At 60.1% G+C, this 19,712-nt stretch carries 27 protein-coding genes and 1 pseudogene; 1 reads left to right on the top strand and 27 read right to left on the bottom strand.

Going from position 1 to position 19,712, the window contains the following annotated elements:
* Nucleotides 1-75: 75 nt before the first annotated feature.
* The 26 genes and pseudogenes from I6E73_RS03775 to hutH all read right to left on the bottom strand — a co-directional run bounded on the left by I6E73_RS03775 (nt 76) and on the right by hutH (nt 17,585).
* Nucleotides 76-675 carry an adenylate kinase gene (locus I6E73_RS03775; protein ID WP_197106448.1) on the bottom strand — a complete coding sequence of 200 codons (600 nt, stop codon included), beginning with the start codon at nt 673-675 and terminating at the stop codon, nt 76-78.
* Nucleotides 672-1,994 carry a preprotein translocase subunit SecY gene (secY, locus tag I6E73_RS03770; RefSeq protein ID WP_197106449.1) on the bottom strand — a complete coding sequence of 441 codons (1,323 nt, stop codon included), beginning with the start codon at nt 1,992-1,994 and terminating at the stop codon, nt 672-674. The genes I6E73_RS03775 and secY overlap by 4 nt, the downstream gene beginning before the upstream one ends.
* A gap of 125 nt (nt 1,995-2,119) precedes the next feature.
* Nucleotides 2,120-2,752 (bottom strand): 50S ribosomal protein L15, encoded by a 633-nt coding sequence (gene rplO, locus I6E73_RS03765; RefSeq protein WP_197106450.1) that lies wholly within the window; start codon nt 2,750-2,752, stop codon nt 2,120-2,122.
* The gene (gene rpmD / locus I6E73_RS03760) at nt 2,752-2,937 is read right to left on the bottom strand and encodes a 50S ribosomal protein L30 (RefSeq protein WP_009773114.1); all 186 of its coding nucleotides are present in this window, start codon (nt 2,935-2,937) and stop codon (nt 2,752-2,754) included. Before rpmD ends, rplO begins: the two co-directional genes overlap by 1 nt.
* On the bottom strand, nt 2,937-3,662 hold the full coding sequence (gene rpsE / locus I6E73_RS03755) for a 30S ribosomal protein S5 (protein ID WP_197106451.1): 726 nt from the start codon (nt 3,660-3,662) through the stop codon (nt 2,937-2,939). The genes rpmD and rpsE overlap by 1 nt, the downstream gene beginning before the upstream one ends.
* Nucleotides 3,659-4,030 (bottom strand): 50S ribosomal protein L18, encoded by a 372-nt coding sequence (gene rplR, locus I6E73_RS03750; RefSeq protein WP_100388203.1) that lies wholly within the window; start codon nt 4,028-4,030, stop codon nt 3,659-3,661. The genes rpsE and rplR overlap by 4 nt, the downstream gene beginning before the upstream one ends.
* A 2-nt stretch (nt 4,031-4,032) precedes the next feature.
* Entirely contained in the window at nt 4,033-4,569 is a 537-nt protein-coding gene (rplF, locus tag I6E73_RS03745) for a 50S ribosomal protein L6 (RefSeq protein ID WP_197106452.1), read from the bottom strand.
* A gap of 6 nt (nt 4,570-4,575) precedes the next feature.
* Complete coding sequence (gene rpsH, locus I6E73_RS03740; RefSeq protein ID WP_197106453.1) at nt 4,576-4,974, bottom strand: 30S ribosomal protein S8; 399 nt, start codon at nt 4,972-4,974, stop codon at nt 4,576-4,578.
* A gap of 73 nt (nt 4,975-5,047) precedes the next feature.
* Nucleotides 5,048-5,638 carry a 50S ribosomal protein L5 gene (gene rplE, locus I6E73_RS03735; RefSeq protein WP_197106454.1) on the bottom strand — a complete coding sequence of 197 codons (591 nt, stop codon included), beginning with the start codon at nt 5,636-5,638 and terminating at the stop codon, nt 5,048-5,050.
* Between the two features lie 95 nt (nt 5,639-5,733).
* Nucleotides 5,734-6,069: pseudogene (gene rplX, locus I6E73_RS03730) on the bottom strand (50S ribosomal protein L24); the annotation flags it as partial.
* Between the two features lie 2 nt (nt 6,070-6,071).
* The gene (gene rplN / locus I6E73_RS03725) at nt 6,072-6,443 is read right to left on the bottom strand and encodes a 50S ribosomal protein L14 (protein ID WP_100388198.1); all 372 of its coding nucleotides are present in this window, start codon (nt 6,441-6,443) and stop codon (nt 6,072-6,074) included.
* Nucleotides 6,443-6,742, bottom strand: coding sequence for a 30S ribosomal protein S17 (rpsQ, locus tag I6E73_RS03720; RefSeq protein ID WP_197106456.1), 300 nt, complete (start codon nt 6,740-6,742; stop codon nt 6,443-6,445). The genes rplN and rpsQ overlap by 1 nt, the downstream gene beginning before the upstream one ends.
* Before the next feature lie 2 nt (nt 6,743-6,744).
* A complete protein-coding gene (rpmC, locus tag I6E73_RS14820) occupies nt 6,745-7,077 on the bottom strand; it encodes a 50S ribosomal protein L29 (RefSeq protein WP_197106457.1) in 333 nt (110 codons plus the stop codon).
* Nucleotides 7,077-7,496, bottom strand: coding sequence for a 50S ribosomal protein L16 (rplP, locus tag I6E73_RS03710; RefSeq protein ID WP_009773124.1), 420 nt, complete (start codon nt 7,494-7,496; stop codon nt 7,077-7,079). Before rplP ends, rpmC begins: the two co-directional genes overlap by 1 nt.
* Nucleotides 7,497-7,498: 2 nt before the next feature.
* Entirely contained in the window at nt 7,499-8,314 is an 816-nt protein-coding gene (rpsC, locus tag I6E73_RS03705) for a 30S ribosomal protein S3 (protein ID WP_197106458.1), read from the bottom strand.
* Complete coding sequence (rplV, locus tag I6E73_RS03700) at nt 8,314-8,706, bottom strand: 50S ribosomal protein L22 (protein ID WP_197106459.1); 393 nt, start codon at nt 8,704-8,706, stop codon at nt 8,314-8,316. The genes rpsC and rplV overlap by 1 nt, the downstream gene beginning before the upstream one ends.
* 24 nt (nt 8,707-8,730) lie before the next feature.
* The gene (gene rpsS, locus I6E73_RS03695) at nt 8,731-9,012 is read right to left on the bottom strand and encodes a 30S ribosomal protein S19 (RefSeq protein WP_009773127.1); all 282 of its coding nucleotides are present in this window, start codon (nt 9,010-9,012) and stop codon (nt 8,731-8,733) included.
* A gap of 15 nt (nt 9,013-9,027) precedes the next feature.
* Nucleotides 9,028-9,867, bottom strand: a complete 840-nt coding sequence (gene rplB, locus I6E73_RS03690; protein WP_197106460.1) for a 50S ribosomal protein L2 — start codon at nt 9,865-9,867, stop codon at nt 9,028-9,030.
* 17 nt (nt 9,868-9,884) lie between these two features.
* Entirely contained in the window at nt 9,885-10,184 is a 300-nt protein-coding gene (gene rplW / locus I6E73_RS03685; protein WP_010203832.1) for a 50S ribosomal protein L23, read from the bottom strand.
* Nucleotides 10,181-10,840 (bottom strand): 50S ribosomal protein L4, encoded by a 660-nt coding sequence (rplD, locus tag I6E73_RS03680; RefSeq protein WP_197109484.1) that lies wholly within the window; start codon nt 10,838-10,840, stop codon nt 10,181-10,183. Before rplD ends, rplW begins: the two co-directional genes overlap by 4 nt.
* Before the next feature lie 5 nt (nt 10,841-10,845).
* Nucleotides 10,846-11,496: a 50S ribosomal protein L3 gene (rplC, locus tag I6E73_RS03675; RefSeq protein WP_197106462.1), complete on the bottom strand. Its 651-nt coding sequence runs from the start codon at nt 11,494-11,496 to the stop codon at nt 10,846-10,848.
* A gap of 40 nt (nt 11,497-11,536) precedes the next feature.
* Complete coding sequence (gene rpsJ, locus I6E73_RS03670; RefSeq protein ID WP_009773132.1) at nt 11,537-11,845, bottom strand: 30S ribosomal protein S10; 309 nt, start codon at nt 11,843-11,845, stop codon at nt 11,537-11,539.
* 512 nt (nt 11,846-12,357) lie between these two features.
* Nucleotides 12,358-13,527 (bottom strand): imidazolonepropionase, encoded by a 1,170-nt coding sequence (gene hutI / locus I6E73_RS03665; RefSeq protein WP_197123234.1) that lies wholly within the window; start codon nt 13,525-13,527, stop codon nt 12,358-12,360.
* Nucleotides 13,524-14,381 carry an arginase family protein gene (locus I6E73_RS03660; protein WP_197123232.1) on the bottom strand — a complete coding sequence of 286 codons (858 nt, stop codon included), beginning with the start codon at nt 14,379-14,381 and terminating at the stop codon, nt 13,524-13,526. Before I6E73_RS03660 ends, hutI begins: the two co-directional genes overlap by 4 nt.
* Nucleotides 14,368-16,032: a urocanate hydratase gene (gene hutU / locus I6E73_RS03655; protein WP_197123230.1), complete on the bottom strand. Its 1,665-nt coding sequence runs from the start codon at nt 16,030-16,032 to the stop codon at nt 14,368-14,370. The genes I6E73_RS03660 and hutU overlap by 14 nt, the downstream gene beginning before the upstream one ends.
* Nucleotides 16,033-16,040: 8 nt before the next feature.
* Nucleotides 16,041-17,585, bottom strand: a complete 1,545-nt coding sequence (gene hutH, locus I6E73_RS03650) for a histidine ammonia-lyase (RefSeq protein WP_197123228.1) — start codon at nt 17,583-17,585, stop codon at nt 16,041-16,043.
* Between the two features lie 79 nt (nt 17,586-17,664).
* Here hutH and I6E73_RS03645 point away from each other — a divergent pair, with 79 nt between their 5' ends.
* The gene (locus I6E73_RS03645) at nt 17,665-18,432 is read left to right on the top strand and encodes an IclR family transcriptional regulator (protein WP_197106467.1); all 768 of its coding nucleotides are present in this window, start codon (nt 17,665-17,667) and stop codon (nt 18,430-18,432) included.
* Between the two features lie 54 nt (nt 18,433-18,486).
* Here I6E73_RS03645 and tuf read toward each other — a convergent pair whose 3' ends face one another.
* A complete protein-coding gene (gene tuf, locus I6E73_RS03640) occupies nt 18,487-19,680 on the bottom strand; it encodes an elongation factor Tu (RefSeq protein ID WP_197106468.1) in 1,194 nt (397 codons plus the stop codon).
* Nucleotides 19,681-19,712: the final 32 nt, after the last annotated feature.

The following is a 19,712-nucleotide window of genomic DNA, read 5'->3' as shown; positions in this document are numbered from 1 at the left end:
CCCCTTGTTGTCGGGGTGGGTAACAACGCACAGCGCAGCCAGAGCTGCTAGTGGCGCTAGCCACCGATCAAAGTTCTAGCGAGAACCCGCATCAGTGGCAGAGATGCCGCGATCGAACAGACCCTCAGTGATTCGCGCGGTAACCGCGTCGATTTCACCGAGAGCATCGATCGTTACGAGCACGCCGCGGTCTGCATAGACCTTCACGAGCGGAGCTGTCTGCTCGCTGTACACCTCGAGGCGATGACGAACTACCTCTTCGGTATCGTCGCTGCGGCCCTGTTCGAGAGCACGCTTGCGAAGACGCCCCACAACAACGTCAGGGTCTGCCTCGAGCTCAACGACGACATCGAGCGCGGCACCGTGGGTCGCCAAGAATTCGTCAAGCTCACGGACCTGATCAGTCGTGCGAGGGTAACCGTCGAGCAAGAAGCCCTGCTTGGCATCCTGCTCCTCGAGACGATCGCGAATCAGTGCGTTCGTGAGCGAGTCGGGAACATTGTCGCCGGCATCCATGAATGCTTTGGCTTTGTTCCCGAGTTCGGTGCCATTCTTCACATTGCTGCGAAAAATGTCACCGGTCGAAATTGCAGGAACGCCGTAGATCTCGGCAAGACGAGCAGCCTGAGTGCCTTTTCCAGCACCAGGGGGACCAATCAAGAGAAGTCGTGTCAACGCAACAAACCTTCGTAATGGCGCTGCTGCAACTGTGAATCGATCTGCTTGACGGTCTCAAGACCGACACCAACGATAATCAGGATGCTAGCTCCGCCGAATGGGAAATTCTGGTTGGCCCCGATGACTACGAACGCAATCAGCGGGATCATTGCCACAAGGCCAAGGTACAAAGAACCAGGCAAAGTGACGCGAGTCAGGACGTAGTCGAGGTACTCTGCGGTCGGTCGACCGGCACGGATACCAGGAATGAAGCCGCCGTACTTCTTCATGTTGTCAGCGACTTCTTCAGGGTTGAAGGTAATCGCTACATAGAAGTAGGTGAAGCCCACGATGAGCAGGAAGTAACCGATCATGTAGATCGGGCTATCGCCGGAGACCAAGTTGTTCTGGACCCAGACAACCCACGCTGAAGAAGTTTCGCCAGCTTGTGGCTGGTTGAACTGCGCGATCAAGGCGGGGAGGTACAACAGCGACGAAGCGAAGATCACGGGGATCACGCCTGCCATGTTGACCTTGATCGGGATGTAGGTGTTGTTGCCGCCGTAGGTGCGACGACCGACCATGCGTTTTGCATACTGCACGGGGATGCGTCGTTGCGACTGCTCAACGAATACAACGGCAGCCATAATGAGGATGCCCATGAGCAGCACAAGAACGAACGTCTCGATTCCGCTGGCTACGTAGATGCCCCAGAGCGCGCTCGGGAAGGTTGCAGCGATCGAAGTGAAGATCAACAGCGACATACCGTTACCGATACCGCGCTCGGTGACCAGTTCACCCATCCACATGATGAGGCCGGTTCCGGCGGTCATGGTGATCACCATGAGCAAGATCGCGTACCACGCATCGTTTGTGATGAGCTGGCTACATTCTGGAGTACCAGCCGACTGGAACAGTGCGCCGCTTCGCGCAACCGTGATCAGCGTCGTGGACTGGAGGATCGCGAGAGCGATCGTGAGGTAACGCGTGTACTGAGTCAGCGTTGCCTGGCCAGACTGGCCCTCTTTGTGAAGAGTTTCGAAGTGTGGGATGACCACACGAAGTAGTTGCACGATGATCGACGCCGTGATGTACGGCATGATTCCGAGTGCAAATACGGAAAGTTGAAGGAGCGCCCCACCACTGAAGAGGTTGATGAGGTCATACAATCCGCCACTCGAAGCATTAGCTGCGAGACAGGCCTGGACGTTACCAAAGTCAACGAACGGCGCGGGGATGAAGGAGCCAAGTCTAAACAGCGCAATGATGCCTAGCGTGAACCCGATCTTCCTGCGAAGGTCAGGCGTGCGGATTATCCGCGCGACAGCTTTAAACACAAGGCCTCCGATTTATCTATGTACTACGGGCGAGTGGGGAATCCCAATGCGGGATTCCCCACTCAACCTGCCTGCGTTTGTCACCGGTGTGACGAACGCGACACTAACGTTTGTCGTAGTGACAGTTACTGAACCGAACCGCCGGCCGCAACGATCTTCTGCTCGGCAGAGCCGGAGACCTTGTCAACTACAACGTTCAGCTTAACCGTAATATCACCCTGACCAAGAACCTTGACCTTTTCGTTCTTGCGAACCGCGCCCTTGGACACGAGGTCAGCAACGGTTACGTCGCCTCCCTTGGGGTAGAGTTCCGCGAGCTTTTCGAGGTTTACAACCTGGTACTCAACGCGGAACGGGTTCTTGAATCCGCGCAGTTTAGGCGCACGCATTACGAAGTTGATGTTTCCACCTTCGAAACCAACGCGCATGTTGTAACGCGCCTTGGTTCCCTTGGTTCCACGGCCCGCGGTCTTACCCTTGGAGCCTTCACCACGGCCAACACGCATGCGGTCTTTCTTAGCACCGGCAGCGGGACGGAGGTGGTGCATTTTCAGAACCTGCGGGCGGCTTGCAACATCATCGCTCGAGGACTTCGTGGTGGTCGACGCCTTAGCAGCGGTCGACTTCGCAGGAGCCTTCGTGGCGGATGCCTTCGCAGCAGGAGCCTTGTCAGCTGCGGCCTTTGCAGGAGCAGCCTTCTTGGCAGCAGGCGCTTTCGCAGCTGCGGCCTTCTTTGGGGTTTCTTTCTCGTCAGCCATTAGTCAATCTCCTCGACCTTGACAAGGTGAGCAACCGTGTTGACGTAACCACGGTTCTGCGAGTTGTCCTCGCGCACAACCACGGAACCGATGCGCTTGAGCCCAAGGCTGCGCAGCGTGTCGCGTTGGTTCTGCTTCTCACTAATTTTGGACTTGATCTGGGTTACCTTCAGGCGACCAGCCATCAGACACCTGCCTTAGCTTCAGCCTCGGCGCGCAGCAAGCGAGCCGGGATAACGTGTTCTGCATCGAGCCCACGACGAGCGGCAACCGAACGCGGCTCTTCGAGCTGCTTGAGTGCCTCAACCGTTGCGTGAACGATGTTGATCGTGTTCGAGGAACCGAGCGACTTGCTCAGTACATCGTGGATACCGGCGCACTCGAGTACGGCGCGAACGGGTCCACCAGCGATAACACCGGTACCAGCGGATGCGGGACGCAGCAGGACTACACCTGCAGCTGCCTCGCCCTGGACCGAGTGAGGGATAGTAGCGCCGACGCGAGGAACGCGGAAGAAGTTCTTCTTCGCCTCTTCGACACCCTTGGAGATCGCGAGAGGAACCTCACGAGCCTTGCCGTATCCGACTCCAACCATTCCGTTACCGTCACCGACGACGACGAGAGCGGTGAAGCTAAAGCGACGACCACCCTTGACGACCTTCGATACACGGTTGATGGTGACGACGCGCTCCAGGAACTGGTTCTTGTCGTTGTCGCGGCTGTTGTTACCACCACGGCCACCACGGTCGGGTCCACGCTCACGGCCGCCACGACGAGCCTCGCGGGGCTCGCTCGTTACGTCGGTCGCGGGGGCGTCTACGACGACCTCGGGTACGGAGATGGCGCTAGTCGCCTCAGCGGCCACGGCCTGCTCCTTGTTTGTTGTCTTGTTGTCCACGTTGTCGCTCACAGGTTCAATCCACCCTCTCGCGCTCCGTCGGCGATAGCTGCAACGCGACCTGCGTAACGGCTTCCACCACGATCAAATACGACGGCCTCAACACCGGCCTGCTTCGCGCGCTCGGCGACCATTTCGCCGATCTTGCGTGCCTTGGCGGTCTTGTCTCCATCGAACGTACGCATGTCCGACTCCATGGTCGATGCAGAAGCGACGGTAACGCCCTTCGAGTCATCAACAACCTGGACGAATACGTGACGCGCTGAGCGCGTAACCACGAGACGGGGGCGCACCTCGGTGCCCACAACCTTCTTGCGGAGACGTGCGTGACGGCGGCCCTTAGCGGCCGACTTGCTCTTACCTCTGGTTCCGAGAGCCATGTCTACTTACCACTCTTTCCGGCCTTGCGACGAACAACTTCGCCGGCGTAGCGCACACCCTTGCCCTTGTAGGGCTCTGGCTTGCGCAATTTACGAATGTTGGCTGCTACTTCGCCAACCGCCTGCTTGTCGATGCCGCTGACAACTAGTTTGTTATTGCCCTCGACCGCGAAGCTGATGCCTGCGGGCGGGTCAACGGTGATCGAGTGCGAGTACCCGAGAGCAAACTCAATTGAGCTGCCCTTTGCGGTGACACGGTAACCAGTACCAACGACCTCAAGGCCCTTGGTGTAACCATCGGTAACACCGATGATCTGGTTAGCGATGAGTGTACGAGTCAAGCCGTGCAGTGAACGCGATTCGCGCTCGTCGTCGGGACGGGTTACGAGAACCTGACCCTCTTCGAGTGCTACAGCGATAGGTGCCTTGACGGTGAGCGCAAGCTCACCCTTCGGGCCCTTTACAGTGACGTCCTGGCCGTTGATGGTGAGTGTGACACCAGCGGGGACATCAATAGGAAGTCTTCCGATACGTGACATTTTGGGTTACCACACGTAGGCGAGGACTTCCCCACCTACGCCCTTCTGAGTCGCCTCTTTGTCGGTCAGAAGACCGGAGGAGGTGGACAAAATAGCCACACCGAGTCCGCCAAGAACCTTGGGGATTTCGGTCGAGCGAGCGTAGACACGAAGACCAGGCTTCGAGACGCGCTTGATTCCCTTGATGGAACGCTCGCGAGTGGGACTGTACTTGAGTTCGATCGTGAGAGTCTGGCCCACGCGAGCGTCCTCGGTGCTCCAGCTGAGGATGTATCCCTCAGCCTTGAGCATTTCAGCCAGGCGCGACTTCAGCTTGCTGTTAGGCATTGAAACGCTGTCGTGGTGCGCCGAATTGGCGTTGCGCAGTCTGGTCAGCATGTCAGCGACCGGATCTGTCATTGTCATTATGTGTTTCCTGTCTCAACTGGTTTCGGCATCCGTTACACGAAGGCCGACCTGGTCGATCGGTGTTACTTGGTTAGTTAGATGCGTTCTCAGCGGTGCGGAAGGGGAAGCCCAGAGCCTTAAGCAAGGCGCGACCTTCTTCGTTGTTCTTACCGGTGGTGACGATAGTGATATCGAAACCACGAACGCGGTCAATCTTGTCCTGGTCGATCTCGTGGAACATGGACTGTTCCGTGAGGCCGAAGGTGTAGTTACCGTTGCCATCGAACTGCTTGTCCGACAGACCGCGGAAGTCACGGATACGCGGAAGCGCCAGCGTGATCAGACGGTCGAGGAACTCCCAAGCGCGGTCACCACGGAGGGTAACGTGTGCGCCAATGGGCTGTCCCTCACGAAGCTTGAACTGAGCGATCGACTTGCGAGCGCTAGTTACGTACGGCTTCTGACCGGTGATCGCGGTGAGGTCCTTGACGGCCCCATCGATGATCTTTCCGTCGCGAGCAGCTTCACCAACACCAGTGTTGACGACGACCTTAACGATCCCCGGAACCTGGTGGACATTGGTGAGTCCAAGATCCTTCTTGAGCTGAGCCGCAAGTTCATCGCGGTACTTCTGCTTGAGGCGCGGCTGGATTTTGCCAGCAGCAGGTGCAGTCGTCGTCATTAGTCTGCGTCCTTCTCGGTTGCCTTCTCGGCATCCTTCTTCGAAGCCTTGGGCTCAGCCTTAGCTGCCTTTGACTTCTTGGTCTCTACGCGGCGCGACTTCTTGAAGAAGCGCTCGCGCGTGGTCTTGCCACGGTCATCGGTGCCGACGGTAAAGCCAACACGAGCCGGGAGCTTGGTCTCGGGGTCAACGAGGGCGACGTTCGACACGTGAATTGATGCCTCCATCGTCTCGATGCCACCGGTCTTGGTTCCACGCTGAGTCTGGCCAACCTTGACGTGCTTGGTGACGAAGTTGACACCCTCCACGACAATGCGGTCTTTTCCAGCGATAACACTGATTACGCGACCCTGCTTGCCGCGGCTTCCGCCACGCTCTTCGGTCGGGCCGCTGATGACCTGTACGAGGTCACCCTTGCGAATCTTTGCCATATCTACAGCACCTCCGGTGCGAGCGAGATGATCTTCATGAACTTCTTGTCACGAAGTTCGCGGCCAACCGGCCCGAAGATGCGGGTACCACGGGGGTCTCCGCCATCGGACTTGAGGATTACAGCCGCGTTCTCATCGAACTTGATGTATGAGCCGTCTGGACGACGAGTCTGCTTGATAACGCGAACGATGACGGCCTTGACGACCTCACCCTTCTTGACGTTTCCGCCAGGAATCGCGTCTTTGACGGTTGCCACGATGACATCGCCGAGACCTGCGTAACGACGGCCTGAGCCACCGAGAACGCGAATCGTGAGGAGCTCCTTGGCGCCGGTGTTATCGGCAACCTTTACTCGGGATTCCTGCTGAAGCATTACTTAGCCTTTTCGAGGATCTCGACCAGACGCCAGCGCTTCGTAGCGCTGAGCGGACGGGTCTCGCTGATAAGTACGGAGTCACCGACGCCGGCCGTGTTGGCCTCGTCGTGAACCTTCACCTTGGAGTTACGGCGAACGACCTTGCCGTACAACGGGTGCTTTACGCGGTCTTCAACGATGACAACGATGGTCTTATCCATCTTGTCGCTCGTAACCAGTCCGCGACGGGTCTTACGGTACCCACGAGCGACCTCGGCGGTCGTCTCCGCGGTCTTCTTGTCTTCAACCTTGGCCATGACTACGCCTCCTTCGTCTCGTCAGCGGCGTCTGCTGCAGTCTCAACCGCGGCGTCTGCCTTCTTGGTGCTGCGCTTCTTGGTCTCCTTAGCGGGAGCCTCGACGGCAGCGGGGGTTGCACGGATGCCCAGCTCGCGCTCACGGATAACCGTGTAGATGCGGGAGATGTCGCGCTTTACAGCGCGAATACGTCCGTGGCTTTCCAGTTGACCAGTTGCGGCCTGGAAACGAAGGTTGAAAAGTTCTTCCTTCGACTTCTTCAGCTCGTCAACGAGTCGTTCGTCTTCAAAAGTGTCTAGCTCGACAGGGGCTAGCTCCTTGGATCCGATCGCCATTATGCGTCGCCCTCCTCGCGCTTGATGATGCGTGCCTTGAGGGGCAGCTTGTGAATTGCACGAGTGAGTGCTTCGCGCGCAGTCGTCTCGTCCACGCCGCTGAGCTCGAAGAGCACGCGACCTGGCTTGACGTTGGCGACCCACCACTCGGGCGAGCCCTTACCGGAACCCATGCGGGTTTCAGCGGGCTTTTTGGTGAGCGGGCGGTCGGGGTAGATGTTGATCCACACCTTTCCACCACGCTTGATGTGACGCGTCATTGCGATACGAGCTGCCTCAATCTGGCGGTTCGTAACGTATGCGGGCGTCAGAGCCTGAATACCGTACTCGCCAAACGACACCGTGGTTCCACCAGTAGCGTGGCCGCTACGGGAGGGGTGGTGCTGCTTGCGGTACTTGACCTTACGCGGAATCAACATTGTTATGCCTCAACTCCTGCTGCAACCGGTGCGTCGGCCTTGGGGGCTTCTGCCTTGGGTGCTTCAGCTTTCGGTGCGGACGAAGGGCCACCGGTGCGACGACCGCCACGGTCGCCACCATCGCGACGCTCTGGACGCGACGACTTCTGGTTAGCCTGCTCGCGAGCGAGCTCCTTGTTGGTGATGTCGCCCTTGTAGACCCACACCTTGACACCGATACGACCGAACGTGGTCTTAGCCTCGTAGAAGCCGTAGTCGATGTTTGCGCGCAGCGTGTGCAGCGGAACGCGACCTTCGCGGTAGTACTCTGAGCGGCTCATTTCTGCGCCACCCAAACGACCCGATACCTGGATGCGAACACCCTTGACCGAACCAACGCGCTGGGCGCCCTGAAGACCCTTGCGCATTGCACGACGGAAAGCGACACGAGCAGCAAGCTGCTCCGCAATTCCCTGTGCAACGAGCTGAGCTTCAGCCTCGGGGTTCTTGACCTCGAGGATGTTGAGCTGGATCTGCTTACCGGAGAGCTTCTCGAGCTCGCCACGAATACGCTCTGCTTCGGCGCCGCGGCGACCGATCACGATGCCCGGACGGGCAGTGTGAATGTCTACGCGAACGCGGTCACGGGTGCGCTCGATTTCAATGCGAGCAACACCTGCGCGGTCGAGGTTCGACTTGAGCAGGTTGCGGATCTTTACATCTTCCGCAACGTAGTCGCTGTAACGCTGACCCGGCTTGGTGCTGTCGGAGAACCAACGCGACACGTGGTCGGTGGTGATTCCCAGACGGAAACCGTAGGGGTTTACCTTCTGTCCCATTACTTCTTCCCTGCCTTGTCGGCCTCGGCTTCAACGACGTGGTCTGGCGTGGCCAGCACGACCGTGATGTGGCTTGTGCGCTTCAGGATCTGGAACGCGCGGCCCTGGGCACGCGGCTGGAAACGCTTGAGCGTTGCACCGTCGTCGACATAAGCCTTCGAGATGATCAGATCCTGTTCGTCCAGGAACGTGTTCGAAGCGTCTGCCTTGACTCGCGCATTCGCGATTGCAGATGCAACCAACTTGTAGACCGGCTCGCTCGCGCCCTGAGGTGCGAACTTCAAAATTGCCAGTGCTTCCTGTGCTTGCTTGCCGCGAATCATGTTGACAACGCGACGAGCCTTCATGGGGGTCACGCGGATGTGACGCACGCGTGCGATCGACTCCACCATTTCTCTACCTCCTCCACCACCGCGTTAGCGGCGGCGACCCTTCTTGTCGTCCTTCACGTGTCCACGGAAGGTACGGGTGGGCGAAAACTCGCCGAGCTTGTGCCCAACCATGGTTTCGGTGATGAACACCGGAATGTGCTTGCGACCATCGTGCACCGCGATCGTGTGACCCAGCATTGCTGGAACGATCATCGAGCGGCGCGACCAGGTCTTGATTACGTTCTTGCTCTTGGCTTCGTTCGCCTTGACAACCTTTTGTAGGAGGTGGTCGTCGACGAAGGGGCCCTTCTTCAGACTGCGTGGCATCTTCTGACTCTCCTACTACTTGCGCTTCTTGCCGACATTGCGGCGGCGAACGATGAGCTGGTCACTGGGCAGTTTGCGCTTACGTGTGCGCCCTTCTGCCTGGCCCCAAGGGGAAACGGGGTGACGTCCACCGGACGTCTTACCCTCACCACCACCGTGGGGGTGGTCAACAGGGTTCATGGCAACACCACGGACGGTCGGGCGAACGCCCTTCCAGCGCATGCGGCCGGCCTTTCCCCAGTTGATGTTCGACTGCTCGGCATTGCCGACCTCGCCGATCGTTGCGCGGCAACGAACGTCAACGTTGCGGATTTCACCGGAAGGCAAACGCAGCTGCGCGTAGGGGCCTTCTTTTGCAACGAGTCGAACTGATGCACCAGCGGAACGGGCCATCTTGGCGCCGCCACCGGGGCGAAGTTCAATCATGTGGATAACCGTACCGACGGGGATGTTCTTCATCGGGAGGTTGTTACCAGGCTTGATGTCTGCGCCGGGACCCGACTCAACAATGTCGCCCTGATTGAGCTTGTTCGGAGCAACGATGTAGCGCTTGGTGCCATCAACAAAGTGAAGCAGTGCGATACGTGCGGTGCGGTTGGGGTCGTACTCGATCTCGGCAACGCGGGCGTTTACGCCGTCTTTGTCGTTGCGCTTGAAGTCGATTACGCGGTACTGGCGCTTGTGGCCACCACCGATGTGACGAGTCGTGATGCGACCTGCGTTGTTGCGTCCACCAGTCTTCGGCAGAGGGCGCAGAAGCGACTTCTCCGGCGTTGAACGGGTGATCTCAGCAAAGTCTGCAACCGAGGATCCACGACGACCAGGCGTCGTGGGCTTGTACTTGCGAATAGCCATTAGTTTCTCCTTGGTCCCTAGCCGACAGCCGTGAAGATGTCGATAGAACCGGACTTAAGCGTGACGATGGCGCGCTTGGTGTCCTTGCGCTTGCCCATACCGAAACGGGTACGACGGGTCTTGCCCGTGCGGTTCAACGTGTTGACCGAGTCGACCTTGACGCTGAAGATCTTCTCAATAGCGAGCTTGATCTCGGTCTTGTTCGCACGGGGGTCTACCTCGAAGGTGTACTTGCCCATGTCGATCAAGTTGTAGCTCTTCTCAGAGACCACGGGAGCGATGATGATGTCGCGCGGGTCCTTGTACGTGACGGTCATGCGCTGACCTCTTCCTTATTCGAAGACTTGGTGTTGAACGCAACGAACGCGTCGAACGCGCCCTTGCTGAACACGATGTCGTCGCTAACGACGACGTCGTAGGCGTTGAGCTGGTCGTAAGCCAAGACGTGAACCGTGTCGAGGTTGCGAATGCTCTTGAGGCTGGTTGCATCTTCGCGCTGGAGAACAACGAGAACGTTCTTGCTCGGCGCGATGTTGTTCAGCAGAGCCAAGACCGACTTCGTCGAAGGCTTGCCGTCTACAGCGAGAGCGTCGATGACGTGAATGCGCTCACCGCGAGCCCGGTCGGACAACGTGCCGCGAAGTGCTGCAGCAATCATCTTCTTGGGGGTGCGCTGTGAGTAGTCACGCGGGTGCGGCCCGTGAACGATGCCACCACCCTTCATCTGAGGAGCACGGATCGAGCCCTGACGAGCGCGACCGGTTCCCTTCTGCTTGAACGGCTTGCGACCAGCACCCGAAACTTCACCGCGGCGCAGGGTGTTGTGCGTACCCTGACGTGCTGCTGCACGCTGTGCAACAACAACCTGGTGGATGAGCGGAACGTTGGTCTGCACGTCGAAGATCTCGGCGGGAAGTTCAACAGAGTCGACCTTCTTGCCCTTGGCGTCGATGACGTCGATGGAGGTAGCCATGTGTACTACGCCCCCTTCACTGCGTTGCGGACGAAGACGATACGGCCACGAGCACCGGGAACAGCGCCCTTGATGAGCACGAGTCCCTTCTCAAGGTCGATCGAGTGGACGGCGAGGTTCATGACCGTTACACGGTCACCACCCATACGACCGGCCATGCGCATGCCCTTGAAGACACGGCTGGGGGTCGACGAGGCGCCAATGGAACCAGGCTTGCGGTGGTTACGGTGCGAACCGTGGCTTGCAGATACACCCTTGAAGTTGTGACGCTTCATAACACCCGCGAAACCCTTACCCTTGCTCGTGCCGACAACGTCGACCTTCGAGCCTGGGGTGAAGATGTCGACTGCGAGCTCCTGGCCAACGGTGTACTCCGCGGCGTCAGGGGTGCGAATCTCGGTGAGGTGACGGCGAGGCGTAACACCTGCCTTGTCGAAGTGACCGGTAAGCGGCTTGTTGACCTTACGAGGGTCGATCTGGCCGTACGCGATCTGGACTGCGCTGTATCCATCAACCTCGGGGCTACGCAGCTGCGTAACCACATTCGGGGAGATTTCGACAACGGTCACGGGAACGAGCTTGTTGTTCTCGTCCCAAACCTGCGTCATGCCGAGCTTTGTGCCCAGCAGACCCTTAGTCGTCTTAGTTGTAGACATTATTTTCCTTATCGGCTCTGTCGCTCAATAACTGCGCGAGCTAAAGCTTGATCTCGATGTTGACGTCGGCCGGCAGGTCGAGACGCATAAGCGAATCCACAGCCTTGGGCGTCGGGTCGATGATGTCGATGAGCCGCTTGTGGGTGCGCTTCTCGAAGTGCTCGCGGCTGTCCTTGTACTTGTGGGGAGAACGGATAACTGCAATCACGTTCTTCTCGGTGGGCAGCGGCACCGGGCCTACTACCGTGGCACCCGCGCGGGTAACCGTGTCAACAATTTTGCGTGCCGACGAGTCGATGACCTCGTGGTCGTACGACTTAAGTCGAATGCGGATCTTTTGTCCCGCCATGACTGGCTCTCTTCCCTTAGTACTTTGGCTGCACTGCGTGCACCTGGGCTGTTCGACACCGGATGTTGCCACCCGAAGACGCTCAGCACTTTTGCTTTCGCACCACTATTTATCTGTCAAGTTCTTGCTGTCACTGCTTGTGATACCAACCCGCGAAGCCGCGAGGAGCACATGCCAGCGAACTGGCACACGCGTCTCCCGCAGCACGAATTCTTTCGAATCGAATTGGGGAGTTGGTTAAGCTTGGTTCTGCTCCCCGCGGCCTAGCTACAACACGGTGTATAACTCACGCTCTGCGAGGGTCATACGATGTGGAACTATGCACTGCCTGGAAGTGATCCGCACGCACGTGGCGGCGAAATGTTGAACTAGAAGAGTTTGTCACATCCACGCATTTACTGCAACCCGGGCGTGTCGGATTTTTGCGGCACTGTTCGCCGTCGTCCTGCCGACGGCATGAAGCCTCGATGTGAGCATCCACTACCGCCTGATAGCGGGACTTTTGGGGAGCCTCAGGCCAACGGCCGCACCAACTCCTGAACGCCATCCACAAAGACGCTGGAGACCAGGGGGACCCCCGGCCGGTACGCCAGATGACGGTAGTGCGGGGCATCCAGAATCTGGGCATTCGCTCGTGCACCGACCGCTAACCGACCCACGTCATCGCGGCGGAGCGACTCTGCTCCCCCGAGCGTCGCCGCTGTCACCGCCTCGAGCGACGTCATCCCCATCTCGCGCACCGCGAGGGCAATGCAGAACGGGAGGGATGAGGTGAAACTCGAGCCGGGATTGCAGTCGCTGGCGAGCGCAACGGTCACTCCCGCGTCGAGGAGTCGTCGGGCATCCACGAACGGATGCTTGGTGGAGAACTCGACACCGGGAAGAAGTCCGGCGACCGTACTGCTGCCCGCGAGCGCCTGCACATCGTTATCGCTGAGGTAGGTGCAGTGGTCGACACTCGCTGCACCAAGCTCGACCGCGAGTTGCACAGCACCTGACTCCGCCAGTTGAGCACCGTGCAGACGAGCGCCCAAGCCACGAGCCTGCCCGGCCGTGATGATGGCGCGCGTCTCCGCCTCGGTGAAGGCACCGTTGTCACAGAACACATCGATCCAGCGCGAATGGGGAGCGCACGCCTCCAGCATGTCGCCCATGACCAGGTGCACGTAGGCCGCCCGGTCATCCGCGAACTCGTCGGGGACGATGTGCGCACCCAGAAACGTGGTCTCGTCAGTGAGCGTGGCCGCGAGCCGCAACATCCGCGCCTCATCTGCAACGCTCAGACCGTAGCCACTCTTGATTTCGACCGTCGTCGCGCCCTGGCGGCGCATCTCCGCAACCAGAGCGGTCGCGTTCGCGAGCAACTCGGCGTCAGTCGCTGCGCGCGAAAGTGCGACCGTGCGACGGATTCCGCCCGCCTCGTAACGGCGGCCAGCCATGCGATCCTCAAACTCATCCGAGCGGTCCCCCGCGAAGAGGATGTGGCTGTGGCTGTCGACAAAACCAGGAAGGACACAGCGGCCTGCGGCATCCACTCGCCTGTCGGCAGCAGGAGCATCGGCCGAAGCACCCCACCACGCCACCCGGCCCTCGTCGAATACCAGAGCGGCAGCGGAGATCTCGGGACGCTCTTCATCATGCGTGAGCAAAAGCCCGATGTTCTCGATCACCGTGCTTGTCATCGCAGCGACACTCCCGCGATTGCTTCGAGAACGCAGAGCGCCACCAGACGCACCGTTCGTTCGTCAGGAGCGTCAGCGGCGGCATCCACCTCGACCAGATCGATCGAGGAGACCGCCGGATGCGCGCCAGCGAGCCGTGCAACCGTGCGCAACTCAATCGCCGAGATGCCGCCCGGCACTGACGCGGGGCAACCGGGAGTGACCGAGCGATCACACACATCGACATCAAGGTCGACATGGATAGGCCCGCCCGCCGCGCCAGCAATCTCCAGCGCCTGCGCCATCACCTCGTCCATCGAGCACGAACGCAACTCGTCACGAGTAATGACCGTGATTCCTGCCTCGCGCGCCCGCTCGGCGTACGCCAGCGAGTTCGCCAGCGGCTCAATACCGATCTGCACCACACGGCTGCCATCGAGGCCGGCCTCAAGAAGGCGACGCACGGGTGAACCATTACTGGTGCCGTCTCGTAGGTCGTAGTGAGCATCGAGCGTGATTAATCCAGCCGACTCGATCTCTGAACCCCACCGCCCCAACGCCGTCGGCACCGTCGCCGCATTGTCTCCGCCCAGGGCGATAACGAGCTCAGCCCGCAACTGCGCCACCGCATCAATCGCACCCTGCTCATTCAGATCAGGCTCGCGCACGGTGCCGGCGTCTACGATCCGAAGATCAGACAGCGCGGCATAACGACGAAGTGCCTCACGAACCGCAGCGGGAGTCGTGTGAGCCTGTGTCGGCGAGAGTGACGTGCGCGACGTCGGCATACCGATGAGTGCGACATCCGCCCACTCGTCGTCAACCGGCGAAGGCCAATCCCCCGCACGCGGCCACAGCGGATCAGCGTTGAGCATTGTGACCCTTCGTGAGCGGAGCCTCGTTCATGGGGATGCGAACGCCGAGATCGTCAGCGACCGCAATAGCTTCATCGTAGCCAGCATCGACGTGACGGATCACGCCCATACCGGGATCGTTCGTGAGTACGCGCTCAAGCTTCTGGGCAGAGAGCTCGGTGCCGTCAGCAATCGTGACCTGACCGGCGTGGATCGACCGGCCGATGCCCACACCGCCACCGTGATGAATGGAGACCCACGTTGCGCCCGATGACGTGTTCACGAGCGCGTTAAGCAGCGGCCAGTCGGCGATGGCATCCGAACCATCCTTCATGGCTTCGGTCTCGCGGTACGGGGACGCCACGGACCCGCTATCGAGATGATCGCGACCGATCGCCAGCGGTGCGGCCAGCTCTCCCGACGCCACCATCTCATTGAACTTCAGCCCAGCCTTGTCGCGCTCGCCATAGCCGAGCCAACAGATGCGGGCAGGAAGGCCCTGGAAGTGCACGCGCTCCCCCGCAAGCTTGATCCAGCGCGCGAGCGATTCGTTCTCCGGGAACAACTCGAGAATCGCCTTGTCTGTCTTGTGGATGTCGCTGGCTTCGCCACTGAGAGCGGCCCACCGGAACGGGCCCTTGCCCTCCGCAAACAATGGACGAATGTAGGCCGGCACGAACCCGGGGAAAGCAAACGCATCGGCATACCCGGCCGCGAGTGCCTCCGTGCGCAAGTTGTTCCCATAGTCGAAGACCTCGGCACCCTGACGTTGGAAGCCCACCATCGCTTCGACATGGATTGCCATCGACTCGCGAGCACGCTGAGCGAAGTCAGGATGGCTGCGGGCGCTCTGCCAGTCATGGAAGTCCACGCCGAGAGGAAGGTAAGCGAGAGGATCGTGGGCACTCGTCTGGTCAGTGACGATATCGATCGGCGCACCCATTGCCAGCAACTCAGGGACGGCAGCAGCCGCATTGGCGAGCACCCCAATCGAGAGCGGCTTCTTCGCGTCGCGCGCGGCAACAGCGAGTTCTACCGCGTGCGCGAGCGACTTCGCCTCAACGTCGAGGTAGCCGTGATCGATGCGACGCGTGATGCGGCTCTGATCAACATCAATACAGATCGCAACACCGTCGTTCATGGTTACGGCGAGCGGCTGAGCGCCACCCATGCCTCCGAGGCCAGCCGTGAGGGTGATGGTGCCAGCGAGAGTGCCGCCGAATCGCTTAGCCGCGACTGCAGAGAAGGTCTCGTAGGTGCCTTGCAGAATGCCCTGCGTGCCAATGTAGATCCATGATCCTGCTGTCATTTGGCCGTACATGGTGAGGCCAAGCTGCTCGAGCCGACGGAACTCATCCCAGTTGGCCCAGTCGCCAACCAAGTTGGAGTTCGCCAACAACACCCGTGGAGCCCACTCATGCGTCTGCATCACACCGACGGGCTTGCCTGATTGAACAAGCAGCGTCTCGTCACCTTTGAGTGTCGTGAGCGAACGAACAATCGCGTGATAGCTGGGCCAGTTACGCGCAGCTTTGCCCGTGCCGCCATAGACGACGAGGTCTTCCGGGTGTTCGGCGACCTCCGGGTCGAGGTTGTTCTGGAGCATGCGCAAAGCACCCTCCTGCTGCCAGCCGAGAGTATTGAGTGTGGAACCGCGGTGTGCCTGAATCATGACGTCTCCTAGCTGAGTTCGGTAATAGTGCGTGCGGCGGACAAGAGTGCACCCGACTGCACAAGCGCAACGCTCGCCGCAATGTCAGGAGCCAAATAGCGGTCGGGGCCGGCGGCGGGAACGTGCTCGCGCAAGTTCGCGATTACCGCCGCTGATACCGGTGACGGTCGCTCGCCACGCATCTCAATCCCGCGTGCCGACGTCAGCAACTCAATGGCGATCACGCGTGATAACCCATCGATACTGCGGCGAAGCTTCAAACCAGCGCTCCACCCCATCGAGACGTGGTCTTCCTGCATCGCGCTCGTCGGAATTGAATCAACGGATGCCGGAGCCGCCAATCTCTTCATCTCACTGACGATTCCCGCCTGGGTGTACTGCGCGATCATGTGCCCCGAGTCCACCCCGGGATCATCGGCTAGGAACGCGTTGAGCCCGCCGCTGCGATTGCTGTCGAGGAATCGGTCAGTGCGTCGCTCGCTCATGCTCGCAACATCGGCGGCAACAATCGCGAGGAAATCGAGAGCGTAGCCCACCGGCGCCCCATGGAAATTTCCGTTGGATTCCAGCCGGCCATCCACCGTCACCACGGGGTTATCGATCGCGCTCATAAGCTCGCGCTCGGCCACTTGACGCGTGTAGTTGACCGTATCGCGAGCCGCGCCATGGACCTGGGGCGCGCACCGCAACGAGTAGGCATCCTGCACTCGCGTGAAGCCGCTCGTGGCGTGGGCCGCGATCGTGTCGGAGTCGCGCAACACCGCGCGCATGTTGGCCGCCGACTGCGCCTGGCCCGGATGCGGACGAAGGGCGTGCAGATCCGCCGCGAAGACTCGGTCGGTTCCCGCCAAGCCCTCCACGCTCATGGCAGCGGACAGGTCGGCGGTGGTGAGCAACGCCTCAAGATCAGCAATCGCCAGCGACAGCATGCCGAGCATCCCATCGGTGCCGTTGATCAGCGCCAAGCCCTCTTTTTCGTGCAAGATAACGGGGGTAATGCCGGCAACTCTGAGAGCTGCGGATGCCGGCAGCTGCTCGCCCGCAACCCGTACGCCGCCTTCGCCCATCACCGCTAACGCGCAGTGCGCGAGCGGTGCGAGGTCACCGGAACAGCCGAGGCTGCCGTACTCACCGACGATTGGGGTGATGCCCGCATTGAGCACTGCCGCATAGGTTTCGGCAACGAGGGGCCGCACACCCGTGCGCCCGGTGGCCATTGTGGAAAGGCGCAGCAACATCGTCGCACGCACCACTTCGTCCGCAATTTCTGCACCGGAACTTGCGGCGTGACTGCGCACGAGTGACCGCTGCAGCTGCAGCCGCTGCTCCGGGGCGATGTGTTTCGTCGCCAGCGCGCCGAAACCGGTGGAGACGCCGTAGTGAGGGCGCACGTCGTCGGCCAACGCGTCAATCACCGCGCGCGACGCCGCCATTGCGTTCGTCGCCTCGGCCGAGATCGCGATTGGCGCACCGTAGCGCGCGACCGCCACAACATCGGAGATGCTCACGGGGCCGACGCCGATGGTCACTGTCTGGCTGGAGGCTGAGGTCATGATCCCAGTGAACGCGCATCGACCCTCCACCACGAGCGGATATCAGGATATGGTGTCTGAAATACCAGACAGGAGCCCTGTGTCCAACATTCCTGCCGCGCGCAACACCATGGCCGTGCTGCGACACCTCGCGACCCGCAAAGGGCCCGTGCCCGCCTCTGCTTTGGCGCGCGAGCTAGCGCTCCCCCGGTCATCCGTCTACCAACTACTTACCGTCATGATCGACGAAGGCTTCGTGGTGCATTACCCCGAAGACCGCACCTATGGGTTGAGCTCCCTCGTCTCCGAGATCGGCACGTCTGCGCTGCGTAGCGAACGACTCTCCGCACTCGCTAGCCCGCTCATGCGGAGCCTCGCCGCCGAAGCCCCAATCCCAGTTGTCGCGCACCTTGCCGTGCTCAGCGGTGCCGATGTCAGTTACGCCGCCCGAGTGCAAGGAACCCGGGCGCCCACCACTGTTTCGGCTGTTGGTGTAAAACTCCCCGCGCATTTGACTGCGACCGGTCGAGCCATGCTCGCGCAACTGACAGCTCCGCAAGTGCGGGCGCTGTATCCCTCACGCAGCAGCCTTACCCGGCGCCAGACCGCAGGGCCGAACACACTGGCAGAACTCGACCGGCTGCTGGCTGCGACTCGTGAGCGCGGCTGGGCGAGCGAAGTGGGCGACATCACTGCGGAGTATGCCTCGGTGGGCGCTGCAGCGTTCGACCGCAATGGCTACCCTTCGGCAGCGATCGGGCTGACCTTCAGAACGGATGCCGTCGATGACCAGTGGGACGAGCTCGGTCAGGCCACCGTGGCCGCCGCTCGCGCGCTAACCTCGCGGCTCACCGGCCGCGCTGGTTAAACGACGAAGGGCCGAGCCTTTCGGCTCGACCCTCGTCGTAATTGGTTACTGAGCTTACGCCAGAACCTTGGTTACCTTACCGGCACCTACGGTACGTCCACCCTCACGGATGGCGAAGCCGAGGCCCTCTTCCATGGCGATGGGCTGAATAAGCTCAACGGTCATGTCAGTGGTGTCGCCAGGCATAACCATCTCGGTGCCCTCAGGCAACGTGATGACGCCGGTGACGTCGGTGGTACGGAAGTAGAACTGCGGACGGTAGTTCGCGTAGAACGGGTTGTGACGCCCACCCTCATCCTTTGACAGGATGTATGCGGTTCCCTCGAAGTTCGTGTGAGGAGTAACGGAACCAGGCTTAACAACAACCTGTCCACGCTCAACATCTTCACGCTTGGTTCCACGAAGAAGCAGACCACAGTTCTCGCCAGCCCATGCTTCGTCGAGCTGCTTGTGGAACATCTCGATACCAGTGACCGTGGTCTTCTGGGTCGGACGGATTCCAACAATCTCAACGTCAGAGTTGATCGAAAGCGTTCCACGCTCGGCGCGGCCCGTAACAACGGTTCCACGACCAGTGATCGTGAAGACGTCTTCAACCGGCATCAAGAACGGCTTGTCCTTGTCGCGGATGGGGTCAGGAACGTTCTCGTCAACAGCATCCATGAGGTCGAGGATGGACTGGGTCCACTTCTCGTCGCCCTCAAGAGCCTTGAGACCTGAAACCTGGACAACAGGAACGTTGTCACCGTCGAAGCCCTGGCTGGAGAGGAGTTCGCGAACCTCGAGCTCAACGAGCTCAAGGATCTCTTCGTCATCTACCATGTCGGACTTGTTGAGTGCAACGAGCAGGTAAGGAACACCAACCTGCTTCGCGAGCAGAACGTGCTCGCGAGTCTGAGCCATCGGTCCGTCGGTCGCTGCAACCACGAGGATTGCACCGTCCATCTGAGCTGCACCGGTGATCATGTTCTTGATGTAGTCAGCGTGGCCCGGAGCGTCTACGTGTGCGTAGTGGCGCTTGGGGGTCTCGTACTCAACGTGCGAGATGTTGATTGTGATGCCGCGTTGACGTTCTTCCGGAGCCGAGTCAATCGACGAGAAGTCGCGCTGCACGTTCGTCGCCGAAGGGTACTTGTCAGCAAGTACCTTCGAGATCGCTGCCGTGAGCGTGGTCTTTCCGTGGTCAACGTGACCGATGGTTCCGATGTTTACGTGCGGCTTGGTCCGCTCGAACTTGGCCTTAGCCACTGTGGGTCCTCCTCAGGACTCGGTTGCTCTGC

Origin of the sequence: Salinibacterium sp. SWN248, assembly GCF_015864575.1 — a bacterium.
Taxonomy (GTDB): Bacteria; Actinomycetota; Actinomycetes; order Actinomycetales; family Microbacteriaceae; genus Rhodoglobus.
The sequence above is the reverse complement of the archived record's forward strand: the minus strand, read 5'-3'. Positions and strand labels throughout refer to the sequence as shown.